This is a genomic window from Lelliottia nimipressuralis, from assembly GCF_004115925.1.
Lineage (GTDB): Bacteria > Pseudomonadota > Gammaproteobacteria > Enterobacterales > Enterobacteriaceae > Enterobacter > Enterobacter nimipressuralis.
Map to the genome: position 1 here is coordinate 34,758 of NZ_SDDX01000002.1, position 17,437 is coordinate 52,194.

19 protein-coding genes are annotated in these 17,437 nt (G+C 54.8%); 9 read left to right on the forward strand and 10 right to left on the reverse strand.

Annotated features, from left to right (window positions below):
- The first annotated feature begins 62 nt into the window (after positions 1–62).
- The 3 genes from lipB (at position 63) to lipA (ending at position 3,129) form a co-directional block, all read left to right on the forward strand.
- On the forward strand, positions 63–704 hold the full coding sequence (gene lipB, locus ETG88_RS02620) for a lipoyl(octanoyl) transferase LipB (protein ID WP_123429272.1): 642 nt from the start codon (positions 63–65) through the stop codon (positions 702–704).
- Between the two features lie 299 nt (positions 705–1,003).
- Positions 1,004–1,957 carry a YbeF family transcriptional regulator gene (locus ETG88_RS02625; RefSeq protein ID WP_102104175.1) on the forward strand — a complete coding sequence of 318 codons (954 nt, stop codon included), beginning with the start codon at positions 1,004–1,006 and terminating at the stop codon, positions 1,955–1,957.
- Between the two features lie 206 nt (positions 1,958–2,163).
- The gene (gene lipA / locus ETG88_RS02630; RefSeq protein ID WP_102104176.1) at positions 2,164–3,129 is read left to right on the forward strand and encodes a lipoyl synthase; all 966 of its coding nucleotides are present in this window, start codon (positions 2,164–2,166) and stop codon (positions 3,127–3,129) included.
- 81 nt (positions 3,130–3,210) lie between these two features.
- On the opposite strand, the gene tatE is transcribed toward lipA, so the two are convergent.
- Positions 3,211–3,414: a twin-arginine translocase subunit TatE gene (gene tatE / locus ETG88_RS02635; RefSeq protein ID WP_100777233.1), complete on the reverse strand. Its 204-nt coding sequence runs from the start codon at positions 3,412–3,414 to the stop codon at positions 3,211–3,213.
- A gap of 127 nt (positions 3,415–3,541) precedes the next feature.
- On the reverse strand, positions 3,542–4,330 hold the full coding sequence (locus ETG88_RS02640) for a deaminated glutathione amidase (protein ID WP_129034479.1): 789 nt from the start codon (positions 4,328–4,330) through the stop codon (positions 3,542–3,544).
- Between the two features lie 66 nt (positions 4,331–4,396).
- Here ETG88_RS02640 and crcB point away from each other — a divergent pair, with 66 nt between their 5' ends.
- Positions 4,397–4,780: a fluoride efflux transporter CrcB gene (crcB, locus tag ETG88_RS02645; RefSeq protein WP_100777235.1), complete on the forward strand. Its 384-nt coding sequence runs from the start codon at positions 4,397–4,399 to the stop codon at positions 4,778–4,780.
- Between the two features lie 225 nt (positions 4,781–5,005).
- Here crcB and cspE read toward each other — a convergent pair whose 3' ends face one another.
- The 7 genes from cspE to ETG88_RS02680 all read right to left on the reverse strand — a co-directional run bounded on the left by cspE (position 5,006) and on the right by ETG88_RS02680 (position 12,484).
- The gene (gene cspE / locus ETG88_RS02650; RefSeq protein WP_000034826.1) at positions 5,006–5,215 is read right to left on the reverse strand and encodes a transcription antiterminator/RNA stability regulator CspE; all 210 of its coding nucleotides are present in this window, start codon (positions 5,213–5,215) and stop codon (positions 5,006–5,008) included.
- A 190-nt stretch (positions 5,216–5,405) separates the two neighbouring features.
- Complete coding sequence (gene pagP / locus ETG88_RS02655; RefSeq protein ID WP_100777236.1) at positions 5,406–5,951, reverse strand: lipid IV(A) palmitoyltransferase PagP; 546 nt, start codon at positions 5,949–5,951, stop codon at positions 5,406–5,408.
- 193 nt (positions 5,952–6,144) lie between these two features.
- On the reverse strand, positions 6,145–9,249 hold the full coding sequence (locus ETG88_RS02660; protein ID WP_129034480.1) for an efflux RND transporter permease subunit: 3,105 nt from the start codon (positions 9,247–9,249) through the stop codon (positions 6,145–6,147).
- Positions 9,246–10,451, reverse strand: coding sequence for an efflux RND transporter periplasmic adaptor subunit (locus ETG88_RS02665; RefSeq protein WP_129034481.1), 1,206 nt, complete (start codon positions 10,449–10,451; stop codon positions 9,246–9,248). The genes ETG88_RS02660 and ETG88_RS02665 overlap by 4 nt, the downstream gene beginning before the upstream one ends.
- On the reverse strand, positions 10,448–11,704 hold the full coding sequence (locus tag ETG88_RS02670; RefSeq protein ID WP_129034482.1) for a TolC family protein: 1,257 nt from the start codon (positions 11,702–11,704) through the stop codon (positions 10,448–10,450). Before ETG88_RS02670 ends, ETG88_RS02665 begins: the two co-directional genes overlap by 4 nt.
- Before the next feature lie 11 nt (positions 11,705–11,715).
- Complete coding sequence (locus tag ETG88_RS02675; protein ID WP_100777239.1) at positions 11,716–12,027, reverse strand: copper-binding protein; 312 nt, start codon at positions 12,025–12,027, stop codon at positions 11,716–11,718.
- A 55-nt stretch (positions 12,028–12,082) separates the two neighbouring features.
- The gene (locus ETG88_RS02680; RefSeq protein WP_129034483.1) at positions 12,083–12,484 is read right to left on the reverse strand and encodes a hypothetical protein; all 402 of its coding nucleotides are present in this window, start codon (positions 12,482–12,484) and stop codon (positions 12,083–12,085) included.
- 341 nt (positions 12,485–12,825) lie between these two features.
- Between ETG88_RS02680 and dcuC the strand changes: the two genes are divergently transcribed.
- Positions 12,826–14,199 carry an anaerobic C4-dicarboxylate transporter DcuC gene (gene dcuC / locus ETG88_RS02685; protein ID WP_102104185.1) on the forward strand — a complete coding sequence of 458 codons (1,374 nt, stop codon included), beginning with the start codon at positions 12,826–12,828 and terminating at the stop codon, positions 14,197–14,199.
- 142 nt (positions 14,200–14,341) lie between these two features.
- A complete protein-coding gene (rna, locus tag ETG88_RS02690; protein WP_129034484.1) occupies positions 14,342–15,151 on the forward strand; it encodes a ribonuclease I in 810 nt (269 codons plus the stop codon).
- A gap of 155 nt (positions 15,152–15,306) precedes the next feature.
- Here the strand turns inward: rna and ETG88_RS02695 are convergent, their stop codons facing one another.
- Positions 15,307–15,927: a flavin reductase family protein gene (locus tag ETG88_RS02695; protein WP_129034485.1), complete on the reverse strand. Its 621-nt coding sequence runs from the start codon at positions 15,925–15,927 to the stop codon at positions 15,307–15,309.
- A gap of 243 nt (positions 15,928–16,170) precedes the next feature.
- Here ETG88_RS02695 and rnk point away from each other — a divergent pair, with 243 nt between their 5' ends.
- From rnk to uspG, 3 genes are all read left to right on the forward strand, one after another.
- Positions 16,171–16,581 carry a nucleoside diphosphate kinase regulator gene (gene rnk / locus ETG88_RS02700; protein ID WP_100777244.1) on the forward strand — a complete coding sequence of 137 codons (411 nt, stop codon included), beginning with the start codon at positions 16,171–16,173 and terminating at the stop codon, positions 16,579–16,581.
- A 139-nt stretch (positions 16,582–16,720) separates the two neighbouring features.
- Positions 16,721–16,810 carry a small membrane protein YldA gene (yldA, locus tag ETG88_RS22520; protein ID WP_276528585.1) on the forward strand — a complete coding sequence of 30 codons (90 nt, stop codon included), beginning with the start codon at positions 16,721–16,723 and terminating at the stop codon, positions 16,808–16,810.
- 133 nt (positions 16,811–16,943) lie between these two features.
- On the forward strand, positions 16,944–17,372 hold the full coding sequence (gene uspG / locus ETG88_RS02705; RefSeq protein WP_129034486.1) for a universal stress protein UspG: 429 nt from the start codon (positions 16,944–16,946) through the stop codon (positions 17,370–17,372).
- The last annotated feature ends 65 nt before the right edge of the window (positions 17,373–17,437 follow it).

The following is a 17,437-nucleotide window of genomic DNA, read 5'->3' on the forward strand; positions in this document are numbered from 1 at the left end:
CTCCCCTCTCTGTGATATACTCCCCACACCCTTTTCTCGCTACCTCCCCCGGAGTTGCTGTTTTGTATCAGGATAAAATTCTTGTCCGCCATCTCGGGCTGCAACCTTATGAGCCTGTCTCTCAGGCTATGCATGATTTCACTGACTCACGCGATGACAACACGCCCGATGAGATCTGGCTGGTCGAGCACCTGCCGGTTTTCACCCAAGGGCAGGCAGGTAAAGCAGAGCATGTGCTGGTTCCCGGTGACATCCCGGTTATTCAAAGCGATCGCGGCGGACAAGTGACCTACCACGGACCAGGTCAGCAAGTGATGTATGTCCTGCTGAATCTGAAACGCCGCAAACTCGGGGTACGCGAACTGGTCACGCTGCTGGAGCAAACCGTAGTGGATACGCTGGCAGAATACGGCATCGATGCCCATCCGCGTGCCGATGCGCCGGGGGTGTATGTCGGGGAGATGAAGATCTGTTCGCTCGGGTTGCGCATCCGCAAGGGCTGCTCATTCCACGGCCTCGCGCTCAATATCAATATGGATCTTTCGCCTTTCCTGCGCATCAATCCGTGTGGTTATGCGGGAATGGAAATGACCCAAATGCACCAATGGGTAGAAAATGTCACCCCAGATATTATTCGCCCGACGCTGGTGAGTAATCTTTTAGCGCTGCTAAACAATCCACCACACGAATATATTCCCGCTTAATATATTATACATGATGGTCCATTTATTTTATGGACCTTCGCGTATTTACCGCATTTACGCTTTACAATAATCCATAGTTTCTATATTTTCGAAGCGCTTGAGCAGGTTCACATATTTTGCTGCGTTTAATTTCAGTACGTGAATACCACCTTGCGAACTGGCCTTCATTTGATTGAAAATTACACAGTTAGTTGATTTCCTTAAACAATTGACATCCACAAAATACTTTACCAATCACTACAAGCACAATATATAAATTCAACTATCATTCATATTGTGAATGAATACGGAGTGACAGCGTGGATTATAATAATTTACCGGCTAAACGACTGAATGAGCCAGGCGGTCAGGACAAGCCGCAAGTTTTTAGGACTTTACGTAATATTGACCTCAATTTATTGACGATCTTTGAGGCCGTATATGTCCATAAGGGTATCGTTAATGCTGCGAAAATTCTTAATCTCACCCCCTCAGCAATTAGCCAGTCAATTCAGAAATTGCGCGCTATATTTCCTGACCCGCTGTTTATTCGTAAAGGCCAGGGTGTCACCCCTACCGCTTACGCCACGCACCTTCACGAGTACATCAGCCAGGGGCTGGAGTCGATTCTCGGTGCACTGGATCTCACTGGCAGCTATGACAAACAACGCACCATTACCATAGGCACGTCGCCTTCCGTCGGCGCGATGGTCTTGCCGATTATCTATCAGGCGGTTAAGCGTGAAGCCCCTCAGCTGATGCTGCGCAATATTCCGGTTAACGACACGGAAACCCAGCTCGCGCAGTTCCAGACTGACCTGATTATCGACAGCAATGCTTTTGGCGCACGGTCGCTGGCCCACAGCGTACTTTACGCCGACGGGCTGCTGCTGGTATGTCGCAAAAATCATCCGGCCCTCAGCCAGACGGCAACGGCTGAAAATCTGCGCGAATATGAGTACGCCCTGTTCATGAACGACGGGCACAACCTGAATCAGCTGCACCAGCGTGTTAACGAACTGTTCCCGGATCGCCTGGTGAACTTCAGCAGTTACAATATGTTTACGATTGCGGCGCTGGTGGGCAACAGCGACATGATCACCATTATGCCTTCGCGCCTTTATACCCTGCTGCGCCAGTGCTGGCCGCTGGAACAGATCCCCTACGCGCCGCTAAATGCTGAATCTATTGAGATTGCGCTGCATTACAATAAACTGAGCCTGCGCGACCCGGTTCTGGAAAACGTGATTAACATTATCCGTCAGGCGTTTTAAAGCCCCTTCCAGCGCAAGCCCCTGCCCCGCAGGGGACAAAGGGCACAAAACAACAACTATTTTACAATTTGGCGACCTCACAGGCTGCTTTATCGCCCTTATCAATGATATACTGCCTGTCGTTCGTTCAAAAATAGTTGATAAATACAACATTCCCTTGAATTGAAACGCTTTCCCTCGAATTTCGCAACTGGAACACGCACGCTATGAGTAAACCCATTGTGATGGAACGCGGTGTTAAGTACCGCGACGCCGATAAAATGGCCCTTATCCCGGTTAAAAACGTGGTTACGGAGCGCGAAGCGCTGTTAAGAAAACCGGAATGGATGAAAATCAAACTTCCGGCTGACTCGTCACGCATTCAGGGTATCAAAGCGGCGATGCGTAAGAACGGCCTTCACTCTGTCTGTGAAGAAGCGTCTTGCCCGAACCTTGCGGAATGTTTCAACCACGGTACGGCCACCTTCATGATTCTGGGCGCGATTTGCACCCGTCGCTGCCCGTTCTGCGACGTAGCACACGGTCGCCCGGTTGCCCCTGACGCCAACGAGCCGCTGAAGCTGGCTCAGACCATTGCCGACATGGCATTGCGCTACGTGGTGATTACCTCCGTTGACCGTGACGATCTCCGCGACGGCGGTGCGCAGCACTTTGCAGATTGCATCACCGCCATCCGTGAGAAAAGCCCGAACATTAAGATTGAAACGCTGGTGCCCGATTTCCGTGGTCGTATGGATCGCGCGCTGGATATTCTCACCGCCACACCACCGGATGTGTTCAACCACAACCTGGAAAACGTACCGCGCGTTTACCGTCAGGTCCGTCCGGGCGCAGACTACAACTGGTCACTGAAGCTGCTGGAACGTTTTAAAGAAGCGCATCCGCACATTCCAACCAAATCTGGTTTGATGGTCGGTCTGGGTGAAACCAACGCCGAAATTATCGAAGTAATGCGCGATCTGCGCCGCCATGGCGTAACGATGCTGACCCTGGGTCAGTATCTGCAGCCTAGCCGTCATCACCTGCCGGTACAACGCTACGTCAGCCCGGATGAGTTCGATGAAATGAAAGCCGAAGCGATGGCGATGGGCTTTACCCACGCGGCTTGTGGTCCATTCGTTCGCTCTTCCTACCATGCGGATATGCAGGCGAAAGGCGAAGAAGTGAAGTAATAATTTATTACACTTCACCCATAAAAAAACCGGCTATTACGCCGGTTTTTTTCTTTCCAGCGAACTGGAAGGACAGTGCCATTACTCTTTGTGCGACAGCTTCTCAGCCGGGACGTCGCCCTCTGCCGTTTTCTTAGCAGTGGTGTCGTCATCGTTCATCGCTTTTTTGAAGCCTTTAATGGCTGTACCCAGGTCTCCGCCCAGAGTACGTAACTTCTTGGTACCAAACAGCAGGACGACCAGCGCCGCAACCACCAGCAGTTTAGTAATACTAATCTCACCCATAGATACCTTCTTCACTTAAAACAGGCTGCAAACAGCGCCAGAAAACCTGATGTTATTAACGGACATTCGACGCGCGCACACAATAGCAATCTGTAACAAGGTGAATCAAGCTTTGATGAAAAAAACATCACATTAATTGCGGTGGCGCAAACCGTCGGTTGGTCAGAACCGGTAATTGCCGCCGCGCCTGCGCGATTCGCTCAGAAGAGATCTCGGCTAAGAAAAGGCCAGGCGCTTCACCTGCTGCCGCAATCGTCACGCCCAGGGGATCAACAATCCGGCTCTGGCCGATATTCTTATTACCGCACTCCCCGGCAGCAACGATGTAGCAAGTGGTGTCCAGCGCACGAGCGGTTAATAACGTCGCCCAGTGATGCTCTTTGAGCGGCCCTCTGACCCACGCGGCAGGCAACACCAAGACTTCCGCCCCGGCCAGCGCCAGGTTCAGCGCCATCTCCGGGAAGCGTAAATCGTAGCAGGTCATCAGCCCCAGCTTGATGCCCTCGACGTCTATCAGCGGTGGGATCTGGCTGCCGGGATCAACCAGGCGGGATTCCTGAACAGTAAAGGCATCATAGAGATGGAGCTTGGCGTAATTCGCGATGATTTTCCCCTCACGCAGTACGACCAGGGTATTGGCTGCCCTGCCCTCGGTCGTCGGGACATGCACCGTCAGCACTGTGGTGAGCCGGTTGCGCTGGCTCTCATCGAGCAGCAGCTGTAAAAAGCCGCCGTCCAGGGGCTGCGCCGACTTCACCGAAAGGTCCGGGTCCTGATCATGACGAGCCAGAAGCGCCTCCGGGAGAACCAGCAGCGCGGCTCCCTGACGCGCCGCTTGTGCCATCAGTGCGACACACTGGCGGGCGTTTTCCTCCCAGAATGGGCTAACCGCGAACTGTCCAACCGCAACATACATATTTTCCCCCTGCTTCACTTAGCGATACACTCAATACTTTGACTCATTCAATAGCAGGAATTGACAGTGTTACAACTCCTTTTAGCCGTATTTATTGGCGGCGGCACGGGCAGCGTTGCGCGATGGTTTCTCAGCATGCGCTTTAACCCCATGCATCAGGCCATTCCGATGGGTACACTCACCGCGAACCTGATCGGTGCGTTTATCATTGGTATGGGATTAGCGTGGTTTAACCGCATGACGCACATCGATCCGATGTGGAAATTATTGATCACCACCGGTTTTTGCGGCGGGTTAACGACCTTTTCCACCTTCTCGGCTGAAGTGGTATTTCTGCTCCAGGACGGGCGTTTTGGCTGGGCACTGACAAACATTGCCGTCAACATGCTCGGCTCGTTTGCGATGACCGCGCTCGCATTTTGGTTATTTTCTGCCGCCAGCGCGCACTAATCACAAGCATATTAATGTTAGCTTAATTTTTCTCTGTCACGCTTGTCGACAAATCGACCAGGGGTGATGAGATGAAAGAAAAAGTGATGAGCGCAGGCATGATGTTACTGAGCGTACTTATCGTCGCCAGCTTTCTGAAAATGTATCTGTTTTAGCTCTAAAAAAAAGCACAAAAAAAAACCCGCTCAATGAGCGGGTTTTGGAGTTCTTGCTGAACGGCTCGAATTACAGAGCAGTTACGTTAGCAGCAGAAGGACCTTTGGCACCGTTAGTGATTTCGAACTCAACGCGCTGGCCTTCAGCCAGGGTTTTGAAACCATTAGTCTGGATTGCAGAGAAGTGTACGAACACGTCTTTGCTGCCATCTTCCGGAGTAATGAAACCGAATCCTTTGGACTCATTAAACCACTTAACGTTACCTTTAATCTTAGACATCAAAATTACCTTTACATGAAAAATGGACACAAATGCTGTGTCGGGTATCAGTACAACAATTGTGGGCCGTTTTGTCCAGCGGTTCTTTGTTAAAAAGTGACAAAAGTCGCGTTAATTTTATCGACTGGCTGTTTGTGCTTTGCGATTCAAAAAGCGTGCATTTTTCAGCCAATCGACAGGTTTTTTTCAGTTAAAACTGGAAGCGCATCCAGGCGAAGTAAACGTTCCCGTTGTTGTAGGTACCCGGAATATAGGTCATCTGGAATGTGGCCGGACCGTAGCCGATAGACGCCAGCGGCAGCAGCACGGGTATCGGGATGTATTTCCAGTTATCACGCGCCGTAAAGCCCGCCGTGTACCCCAGGCCCATGTGGAAATTGTCATCCGCCAGCGGACGCCAGGTCTTCTCCCAACCGTAACCACCAATCGGCTCCCATTTGTTATAGGAGTCTTTAAACGCCATCAGGTACAGGCCGTGCCAGTTGCCTTTATCATCCCAGCGGGATTGACCAAAACCAGCACCCCACGGGCGTTCGTTGTAACGATCCGTTTTCTCTTTGTCGTAGGCAAAACGGGCGTGCCAGGTGATTGCCGGGACATACAGGTCATAATGCTCAGGTTCGTTCCAGGTCTGCGCTACGTTGTCGGTGAAGGTTGAGAACCATCCTTTATCCGCCGCTTTCTCATCTGCCATCGCCGAAGCCGATAAGGTGAGCTGAGCAAAAACAAACAACATAACCAGGAAAATATTATTTCTTATCGTCACAATGAAATTACCATTTTTCGTATTCGGGGCGATTTTAACAAATATTAATTAAATGAAGACTGAATAACATCGCCCTTAATCCGAATTATTTACTTTCAAAAGTGGGAATATTCCTGGTGAATAACAACAAAACGCCCCGAAATAATCGGGGCGCAAAGATTAATTAACGCTTATGTAACAATTTATACAAAGCAGGAATAACCAGCATGGATAATAAGGGTGCTGTGACCATACCGCCGATCATCGGTGCCGCAATGCGCTGCATCACCTCAGAGCCGCTTCCGCCGCCCCACATGATGGGTAGCAATCCCGCCATGATCGTGGCAACCGTCATCACTTTTGGCCGCACGCGCAGCACTGCACCTTCATGAATCGCACGCATCAGTTGCGTGTTTCCCCCCTCAGGATATTTATCCAGAGCCTGATTGAGATACAGCACCATAATAACGCCGAATTCCGCAGCCACCCCGGCGAGGGCTATAAATCCGACAGCACCCGCGACGGAAAGATTATATCCCAGCAGCCACAACAGCCATACACCACCTATAAGTGCAAAAGGCAAAGTCCCCATTATTAATAAGACATCCGCGATCCGCTTAAACGTCAGCCACAACAAAATAAAGATAATCATCAACGTAACCGGAAGTACCAGTTTCAGTTTTTCCGTGGCGCGTTCCAGATATTCAAATTGTCCGGACCACGACAGAGAAACACCCTGCGGCAATGTGACCTGTTCGGCGACGCGCTGCTGCATCTCTTCGACAGCGGACTTCAAATCCCGCCCGCGCAGGTCGACATAAATCCAGATTGAGAGCCGTGCGTTCTCGCTTTTCAGCATCGGCGGCCCTTCTGTGACCTGGATATCCGCCAGTTCCCCCAGCGCGATCTGGCTGCCGTTTGCCGTCACTACTGGCAGAACCCGCAGCTTATCGACGTTATCCCTAAGATCGCGGGGATAGCGCACGTTGATGGGATAGCGCTCGCGCCCCTGAATCACCTCTCCGATGTTGTCGCCGCCCACCAGCGTCGAGACCATACTCTGCAGCTCATCGACGGAGACACCGTAGCGCGCCGCTTTTTGCCGGTCGATACGAATATCGACATAGCGCCCGCCCGCCAGCCGCTCCGCCAGCGCAGACGTCACGCCCGGCACCTGTTTCACAATCGACTCAATTTGCCCGGCGACGCGTTCGATATCGGCAATATTGTTGCCGTTCACCTTAATCCCCACCGGACTCTTGATCCCCGTCGCCAGCATGTCCAGACGGTTACGAATCGGTGGCACCCAGACGTTGGCAATACCAGGGACCGAGACGGTTTTATCCAGCTCCTCCACCAGTTTTTCAGGCGTCATACCCGGCCGCCACTGGTCGCGCGGCTTAAAGTGGATCGTGGTCTCAATCATGGTCAGCGGCGCCGGATCCGTTGCCGTGTCCGCCCGTCCGGCTTTACCAAACACGCTCGCGACTTCCGGTACGCTCTTAATCAGCCGATCGGTTTGCTGCAACAGACGACTGGCCTCGCGCGCTGAAATGCCCGGCAGCGTCGACGGCATATACAGCAGATCCCCCTCATTGAGCGGCGGCATAAACTCGCTGCCCAGTCGACTGAGTGGCCACAGCGTCACCAGTAAAAGCGCCAGCGCCAGCGCCAGGGTTGTTTTGGGAAAGCGCAGAACGTGATCGAGCAGCGGCTCATACAGCCGAATCAAGAAGCGGTTTATTGGGTTGGCCTTTTCATCCGGGATTTTGCCGCGAATGAAATAGCCCATCAGCACCGGAACCAGCGTGATCCCAAGCCCTGCCGCCACCGCCATCGACCAGGTTTTGGTGAAAGCCAGCGGCGAGAACATGCGGCCCTCTTGCGCTTCGAGGGAAAAGACCGGGATGAATGACAGCGTAATAATCAGCAGGCTGCAAAACAGCGCCGGCCCCACTTCGACCGCCGCCCGCTCAGCCAGATGCCAGTAATCGCCGGAGGTAGGCTCCTGATCCGGATGATCGTGTCGCCACTGCTCCAGCACTTTGTGCATGTTTTCAATCATCACAATCGCCGCATCGACCATCGCGCCAATCGCAATCGCAATCCCCCCCAGCGACATAATATTGGCGTTGATGCCCTGGTAGTGCATCACCACGAACGCCCCCAGAATCCCTAAGGGTAACGAGACGATCGCCACCAGCGCCGAGCGGAAATGAAAGAGGAATAACGCGCACACCAGCACCACGACCGCAAACTCTTCCAGCAGTTTATGGGTCAGGGTTTTGACCGACTCTTCAATCAGCGTTGAGCGATCGTAAACCGGCACAATCTCCACCCCTTCCGGCAGCGTTTTTTGCAGCGCCTGAAGTTTATCTTTCACCGCATGAATAGTTTCCAGCGCATTTTGCCCGTAGCGCATCACCACCACGCCGCCCGCCACTTCGCCTTCACCGTTCAACTCCGCCACTCCGCGACGGATTTCAGGCCCGTAGCTCACCGTCGCGACATCACTGAGCAGCACCGGTTTGCCGTCACGCGACGTGAGCACCACATTGCGGAAATCATCCAGCGAGCGCAGATAACCGGTGGTGCGCACCATGTATTCCGCCTCCCCCATCTCCAGCAATGCGCCGCCGCTCTCCTTATTAGCCGCCTGAATGGCACTCACCAACTGACCGTGAGTAATATTCAGCGCACGCATTTTTTCGGGCGACGCCACAATCTGATATTGACGCACCATGCCGCCAATGCTGGCGACTTCAGAGACGTTCGGCACGGTTTTAAGCTCAAACTTTAAGGTCCAGTCCTGCAGCGCCCGCAAATCGGCGAGGCTGTGCTTGCCGGTGCGGTCGATCAGCGCATATTCATAAATCCAGCCGACCCCTGTCGCATCCGGCCCAAGAGAGACTTTCACCCCCGCCGGGAATTGCGACTGCACCTGGCTCAGATACTCCAGCACCCTTGAGCGCGCCCAGTACAGATCGGTGCCATCTTCGAACAGCACATAGACATAGGCATCGCCAAACATTGAAAAACCGCGCACGGTTTTGGCCCCCGGCACGGAGAGCATCGAAGTGGTGAGCGGCCAGGTCACCTGATCCTCAATGACCTGCGGCGCTTTGCCTGGATAGCTGGCTTTGACGATCACCTGCACGTCCGAGAGATCCGGCAGTGCGTCCAGCGGCGCGCGCTGGACCGCCCACCAGCCCCAGCCAGCCATGATCGCGGCTGCGAGGATCACCAGCAGCCGGTTGCGTAATGAAGCACGAATGACGGCGGCGATCATGGCGTCACCTCCGGCAGCGCGCTGCGCAGGCTCGCTTCCGAGTCGATCAGGAATTGCCCGGAGGTCACCACGGTATCGCCCTCCTGCACGCCGGAGGTGATTTCGGTCCAGCCTTCAGCCGTCATTCCCGTTGTCACCTTAACCGGGCGGAAATAGCCATCGCCCGTTGCCAGCAAAACACGCTGCGATTCACCGCTGTTAATCACCGCCTCCTCCGGGACAGCAAGCACCGCAGCGCCGCGCGTTTGCTCTGCGCGAGAAACATTCAGGAACATGCCTGGCTTCAGTTTATTGCCTGGGTTTTCCAGTACGATTCGCGCTTGAAGCGTGCGCGTGGTCGCTTCCATTTGCGGCAGCAGTTCGCTGACAGTGCCGTGAAAACGCTCGCCCGGCCAGCTTTCGGATGTGGCACTCATTTCGCTGCCGACCGTCAGGGATTGCGCCTGGGTTTGCGGATAATCCACAACCAGCCAGACCGTATCCAGCGCGGCGATCTCAAATAATGGCGCGGTGGCCGCCACCTGCGCCCCTTCCCGCGCGTCCAGCTTGACGACATACCCGGCGCGGTCGGCGCGCAGGGTTAATCGGGTTTGCGGTTTCCCGCTGCGCTCGACGGCGCGAATAGTCTCTTCCGGCATAAACTGCAGCGCCAGCCGCTCCCGCGCCGCGCGGGTGAGCGTCGCGTCCCCGAGCTGACGTACGGCCAGATACTCCTGCTGCGCCGTTGTCCACTGGGGAACCCAGATCTCTGCCAGCGGTTCACCGGCTTTGACTTGCTGCTGCTGCGCACGCACGTAGAGTTTTGCGATCACGCCCGCTGCGGGAGCCGGATAAATTGTCAGGCTGCGTTCATTAGTCGAGACCGTCGCATAGGCCGAGAAAGGCTGCGCCAGCGCGCGCTTCTGCGCTTTGCCCGTTTTCATCCCGAGGTTTTGCTGCTGCTCGGCACTGATCCCCACGCCTGTCGCCGCTTTCTCTTCGTCGGCGTAACGCGGCACCAGATCCATATCCATGAAAGGCGATTTTCCGGGCTTATCGAAACGCTGGCCCGGCATCATCGGGTCGTACCAGTAGAGCACTTTGCGCTCAGCCGGTTTTGCCTCGTCGGGAGCGGCATGCATCGTGCGCTGCCCCGCGTAATAGCCGCCGCCCGCAGCCAGCAGAACGGCCAGTGCGATTGCGCTTAACGTCAGTATTTTCATTGTGTGATGTCCTGCGGGATCAGCCATTGAATTGCCGCCCAGGTCCGCGCCATCTCGCGCTCGGCCTGATTGGCAGCCAGTTCGGTGTCGAGCACGCTACGACGTGCCTCAAGGAGCGCCGGGAGTTCCGACTGCCCGGAACGGTACTGTGCGGCCAGCACCGCCAGCCGTTGATGCTGGAGCGGCAGGAGATCATCACGCTGGCGCTGCCACAGGGTCTGCGCGGCCTGGTATTGCGCCACCAGCGACTGCACCTGCGCGACATGCTCGCGCTGAATCAACGTCAGCTGATCCACGGCCTGCATCGAGCGCGACACCTCGGCGGCATAGTCCTTGTCCTGTCGGCGCGACTGGAACAGCGGCAGATCGACGGTAAACATCACGCCCGCCATATCGTCATACCCTTCGGCGCGATGGGCGTAGAACACCTCCACATCAACGTCGGGGATCGCCGCTATCGCCGACTGGGCCGAGCGGGCTTTTGCCGTTTCCGACTCGCGCTGCGCGGCCTCCACTTCCGGATGACGGACAATCGCCTCCTCCAGCGTCTTTTCGTCGGCAGGTAAACGTTGATAGCGCGGCAGCGGGCCTTGCACGTCGGTAATAGCTTGCCCGGTGAGCTGGAACAGGCGGCTTTGCGCCAGCTGAACATCCCGGCTCGCGAGCGTCACTTTGTCGCGCATCGCGCTCAGGGTCATCTGCAGCGAGAGCACGCTGTCGGGCGATGCACTTCCTGCGCCGACGCTGGCCTTTTGCACACCCTGCTGACGCTCGGTTTCACTCACCAGATTTTTGGCGGTCGCGAGTGCCTGCTTTGATAACGCAAGATCGAGCCACGCCTGCGCCGTATCACGCTGGAGCGCGGCGCGAATGGCCTCGGACTTCGCCTCCACACCCCGCGCCTGGGCCTGTAACGTTTGCGACTTACGCTCCCGCTTTTCCGCACTCACGTAGCTTTGCATGATGCCAATACGCTGCATCGTCATCCCTTCGCGGGTAAACCGCTGGTCATTACTCCCCTGCACCGGCACGTTTTCGATGCCGAATTTGAGTTTAGGGTCGGGCAGCTGAGTGGCGGAATCCGCCATCATATCCAGCGCCTGCGCTTCGTTGCGGCTGGCAGAAAGCTCCGCAGAATAGCGCTGGGCTTCGGTCAGGGTTTGCGCGAGCGTCCAGGGCTGGGCCTGAACCGCTGAGCTTAAAAAGCCGAGCAGCACCCCACCGAGCCACAGGCTCAGTGTCTGATATTTCATGGTCTTATCCCTTAGCGCAGCGGCGTCAGGGAGATAATCTGGAAGCCGTCACCCGCGCGTTCGAGCGTAAAGGTGACGCGATCGCCGGACTTCAGCGAAGCGGTATCCACGCTTTTCGCCAGCACAAACGGCATGGTCATCGCGGGCCACTGCAGTTCAGGAATGGCCTGATGCTGGAGGATGATTTGGGGTGGCGCGATCTGCTGAACCACGCCCTGGCCTTGCCAGTGTTGGGCTGCAGGTGACGGATCGGTGGCCTGAACGGAAAGAGAGATAAGGGAAAACAGCACGCCCGTAAGCGCAGAGACAAAAATTGCACGCATGATAAAACTCCTGTTAATCGTAAAAGAAAAATAAATTCAACGAATTAACAGAGAGCTATTCCCGGAACCGGCAAAAACGGATCGTTGCCGGCGGCCCCGCTGCGGGAGGGGTGAGTGACCATGCGGACAGCGAAACGTCGCTGCATGAAGGGGTGTTTAAGGTGATGGTCATGGTCGCAGGAAGCGCGACCACCTGCGTCTGCCCGGGATCTTTTTGCGCCTGATCCGGAACGCAGTGTTTTTCACACAGAGGCGAAATGTTGCTGAGCTCGTGATGAAGCGGCGTGGTCATCATGTCCATATGCTGGATCATGGCGCTTTCGCCGCGCGGGCTCAGGGAGCAATCATGGGACGCAACCGCGACCTGGCTCTGAATCAGCAGCCAGCCGAACGCGAACAAAAACATCAGCAGATGTTTTTTCAGAAAGCGCAGGCGGTAACTCCAGCTGGCATGCATATTCGCGTCGTCGGGTGGCAAAAGGAAGCCGAGTATAAGAACAGCGCGTGTTGAAATTAAAGCTATTTTAAATAGTTTTACGTTCTTAATCCTTTCACGGATAAAACCCTCTAAATATCACAACAATTAATTATCATTTTAATGACATATAATAATCATAGCTGCGGTCAATAGTGTGGTGACACAAATGACGTAGTGGTGGCAAAATAGCGTTGATGGCCGTTTTAGTAGTCATTTTATTGATTTTAGTCAGCAAGAACTGCCCATTTATTCGGCACATTTCAACACTTCATTTTTTTGATTTTCCGTGCTCTCTGGGGAGCGCACGTACAGGGGAAACCATGCTTACCGTTATCGAACTCCTCATAGGAGTGGTCGTCATTGTCGGCGTTGCGCGCTACATCATTAAAGGCTATTCCGCCACCGGGGTATTATTCGTCGGCGGTTTAACGCTGCTTATTATTAGTGCGCTAATGGGCCACCAGGTGTTACCGGCCAGCGAAACCAGCACCGGTTATACCGCCACCGATATTGTGGAATATATTAAAATTCTGCTGATGAGCCGCGGTGGCGATCTCGGCATGATGATTATGATGCTGTGTGGTTTCGCCGCGTATATGACCCATATCGGCGCCAATGATATGGTTGTCAAACTGGCCTCAAAGCCGCTGCAATATATTAACTCCCCCTACATTCTGATGATTGCCGCCTATTTCGTGGCGTGCCTGATGTCGCTGGCGGTCTCCTCCGCTACCGGTCTCGGTGTTCTGCTGATGGCGACGCTGTTCCCGGTGATGGTGAACGTGGGTATCAGCCGCGGTGCCGCGGCGGCGATTTGCGCCTCCCCTGCCGCGATTATCCTCTCCCCAACGTCCGGTGACGTGGTATTGGCTGCAAAAGCCGCCGAAATGCCGCTGATTGATTTTGCCTTTAAAACCACCCTGCCGATCTCTATCGCCGCCATTATCGGTATGGCGGTTGCGCACTATTTCTGGCAGAAGTATCTCGATAAAAAAGAAAACATCAGCCACGAGATGCTGGACGTGAGTGAAATCACCACCACCGCGCCATCGTTCTACGCCATTCTGCCGTTCACGCCGATCATTGGCGTACTGATTTTCGATGGCAAATGGGGCCCACAGCTGCACATTATTACCATTCTGGTGATCTGCATGCTGCTGGCGGCGGTGCTGGAATTCGTACGCGGTTTTAACACTCAGAAAGTCTTCTCCGGCCTGGAAGTGGCGTATCGCGGGATGGCTGACGCCTTTGCGGGCGTGGTGATGCTGCTGGTCGCGGCGGGCGTTTTCGCCCAGGGCCTGAGCACCATCGGCTTTATCCAGAGCCTGATCTCCATCGCCACCTCCTTCGGCTCTGCCAGCATTATCCTGATGCTGGTGCTGGTTGTCCTGACGATGCTGGCCGCCATGACGACCGGCTCCGGTAACGCCCCGTTCTATGCGTTCGTCGAGATGATTCCAAAACTGGCGCACTCGTCCGGCATCAACCCGGCCTATCTTTCGATTCCAATGCTGCAGGCCTCCAACCTGGGCCGTACGATCTCCCCGGTTTCCGGCGTGGTGGTTGCGGTCGCTGGTATGGCCAAAATCTCCCCGTTCGAAGTGGTGAAACGCACCTCTGTTCCGGTGCTGGTCGGCCTGGTCATTGTGATTATCGCAACAGAAATCCTCGTGCCGGGTACGGTCGCGGGATAAAAGAATGGGCCTGGCGGCGCTGCGCTAGCCAGGCCTGCCTTACCCTCAGCCCGCGTCGCCGGGCACAAAAAGCGCCTGCGGGCGCTTTTTGTGCTTTAATAAGTTCCTGGAATTAATTTCCCTTTAATCATCAGGAATTCAAATGTTCAGGAAGGATATCGTTCTCCGGTTCAGTGCAACCGCCCTTGCCCTGTGCGCCTTCTCAGCACATGCCGCGCTGCTTCAGGCCACTCAATATGCCGATTTTGATCGCTACGTCCTTGCCCTCTCCTGGCAGACCGGTTTTTGCCAGAGCATGCACGACCGTGGGCGCAATGAGCCTGACGAGTGCCGCCTGCAAAAAGAGAGCACAACCAAAACGGATTTTCTGACGGTTCACGGCCTGTGGCCGAGCCTGCCCAAATCTATCGCCTCGCGCGGGGTGGACGATCGCCGCTGGATGCGATTTGGCTGCGCCACTCGCCCCGTCCCCAACATGCCAGAAGCCAGAGCCAGCCGTAAATGCGCCGCTGCCGAAACCGGGCTTTCCTTCGAAGCCGCCGCAAAACTCAACGGCGTAATGCCGGGTGCGGGCGGAGAGTCCTGTCTGGAACGCTATGAATACGCCAAGCACGGCGTCTGCTTCGGCTTCGATCCTGACGCCTATTTTGGCACCATGGTGCGCATGAATCAGGAAGTGAAAAGCAGCGCGCTGGGGAAATTCCTTGCTGATCACTACGGTAAAACGGTTTCTCGCCGCGATTTTGACGAGGCCGTCGCCAAAAGCTGGGGCAAAGAATCCGTTAAAGCCGTCAAGCTGACCTGCAACAATAACCCGGCGTATCTCACCGAACTGCAGCTTTCGCTCAAGGCCGCGACCATCAACGCGCCGCTCTCATCGGCGTCGTTTGCGCCTCAGCCGCACCCTGGCAACTGCGGCAAGCAGTTTGTCATTGATAAAGTCGGCTACTGATCCTCTGCCGGGGGCACCCGCCCCCGGCGTTTCATCCTTTTCCCTTATAGGACGATAAGCGTCACACTTCTGATCTCACGCCTCATCTCTCCAGCTAATGCATTATTTATCCGGTAAAAAACTGCTGGTCGGCGGGCAAGGGGCGCTCAGACATACTATCCCCTGCGCGCATCCGGGCGCACCAGATCCAGGCGGTGTTCTTCGCTTATCGAATAGTAAGCCGTTGGGCCTCCCGCTCGCAGAATCGGGTTGGCCTTCGCGGTCTGGAAGATGCCCTCTTCCAGCAGCGACTCGGCGATATGGATCCCGACGACTTCACCCAGTACCAGCCAGCTATCGATCGCCGTTCCATCTGCGCCGGTCAACTGGATACATTGCGACAGTCTGCACTCAAAGTTCACCGGACTTTCCGCCACGCGCGGCACCTTAACCAGTGCGCTTTCGGCTTTTGTCAGCCCGGCAAAGGCAAATTCGTCTTCTCCGTGAGGAAGACTGGCCGAGGTTTCATTCATCGCCTCTGCGAGCTCACGTGTGGCAAGGTTCCAGACAAACTCTTTTGTCTCGACGATATTTCGCACGCTGTCCTTCCAGCCGCTGCTGGCAAAACCAATAATGGGCGGACGGTAATTAAAACAGTTAAAGAAACTGTAGGGTGCGAGATTGGTTTGCCCCGAGGCATTCTGTGAGGCAATCCAGCCGATGGGCCGAGGGCCGATAATGGCGTTCAGAGGATCGTGCGGTAAACCATGTCCCTGCGAAGGCTGATAAAAGTACATTACGCTCTCCGGTGAGTAGTCAGAACCTCATTATGCCGTGGGATTTGGCCCGGTACAGCAGCCGCGATGAAATCATTCCAATCATAAAATTCATCTGCGCAACGAATGTGACATTGATCACTTCAAAGTTGCGTGCACAGCCAGTATCATCAGAACAGATAAAACCCTCGCTGCCAGACGGCGAGGGTTTTCTTTTGGATTGGTTTCTGCGGTACACGCAGCATTAACGACATGGAGTAATAAATGTCCAGACCCACAATTATCATTAATGAACTCGACGCAGAACGTATCGACCGCCTTCTGGAAAAACCAGAGTTTGCTTCACTGCCGGTTGCCGACGCCCTGAACGCGGAGCTGGACCGGGCACAGATGTGTACCCCGGAAACCATGCCGCATGACGTCGTGACGATGAACAGCCAGGTGAAATTCCGCGATCTGACCACCGGCGATGAGCGCACGCGCACGCTGGTCTATCCAGCGCAGATGACCGACAGCAGCACGCAGCTTTCCGTTCTCGCCCCCGTCGGCGCCGCGCTGCTGGGCCTGCGTACCGGCGACACCATTCACTGGGAGTTACCGGGCGGCGCCTCCGCGCATCTGGAAGTGCTGGAACTGCTCTACCAGCCAGAAGCGGCCGGCGATTACCTTCGTTAATCTCATCTGAATAAGCGCATAACCGCGTTTCCCAGAGGATGCACCCGCATCCTCTTTCCGTAAAATCACCTTTATTTCCTATAGAAGCCAAAATTATCTTCATCCAGGCTTAATCCGTTTCAGCGGCCCAGGGTCTTCTATGGATGAGATAGAAGTCATTTCTCTTATCTATTTAATTTTACTGGCGATTATCGTCACGGCCGTGCTATATCTTGAGCGTCACTGGTAGCCTTACCCCCGCCTCGACTCCGCAAAGAAACGTCAAATAACGCCACGATATGAAAAGTGTCTGACAGATATCAGAAAACCATATTATTTTGTGATTGAATGAATCGAGCGTTTATAAACAAGGAGAAACGGGTATGTATCAGACAATTATTATGCCGGTTGATGTTTTCGAAATGGAACTGAGCGACAAAGCCGTCCGCCATGCTGAGTTTCTGGCGCAGCAGGATGGCGTGATTCACCTCTTGCACGTCCTGCCCGGTTCGGCCAGCCTGAGCCTGCACCGCTTTGCAGCCGATGTTCGCCGCTTTGAAGGGCATCTTCAGCACGAAGCCGAAGCGCGGCTGCAAACCATGGTCGGCCATTTCACCCTCGATCCGTCACGGATTAAAACCCACGTGCGTTTCGGCAGCGTTCGCGATGCGGTCAATGAAATGGCGAACGAACTGAAAGCCGATGTGGTGGTGATCGGCTCGCGTAATCCGTCCATCAGCACCCACCTGCTCGGCTCGAATGCCTCAAGCGTGATTCGCCACACCCATATTCCGGTGATGGTCGTTCGCTAACGCCCAAAAGAAAAACCCCGCTTGCGCGGGGTTTTGTCTGATGCAGGTGGTGCCTTACTTTCTTT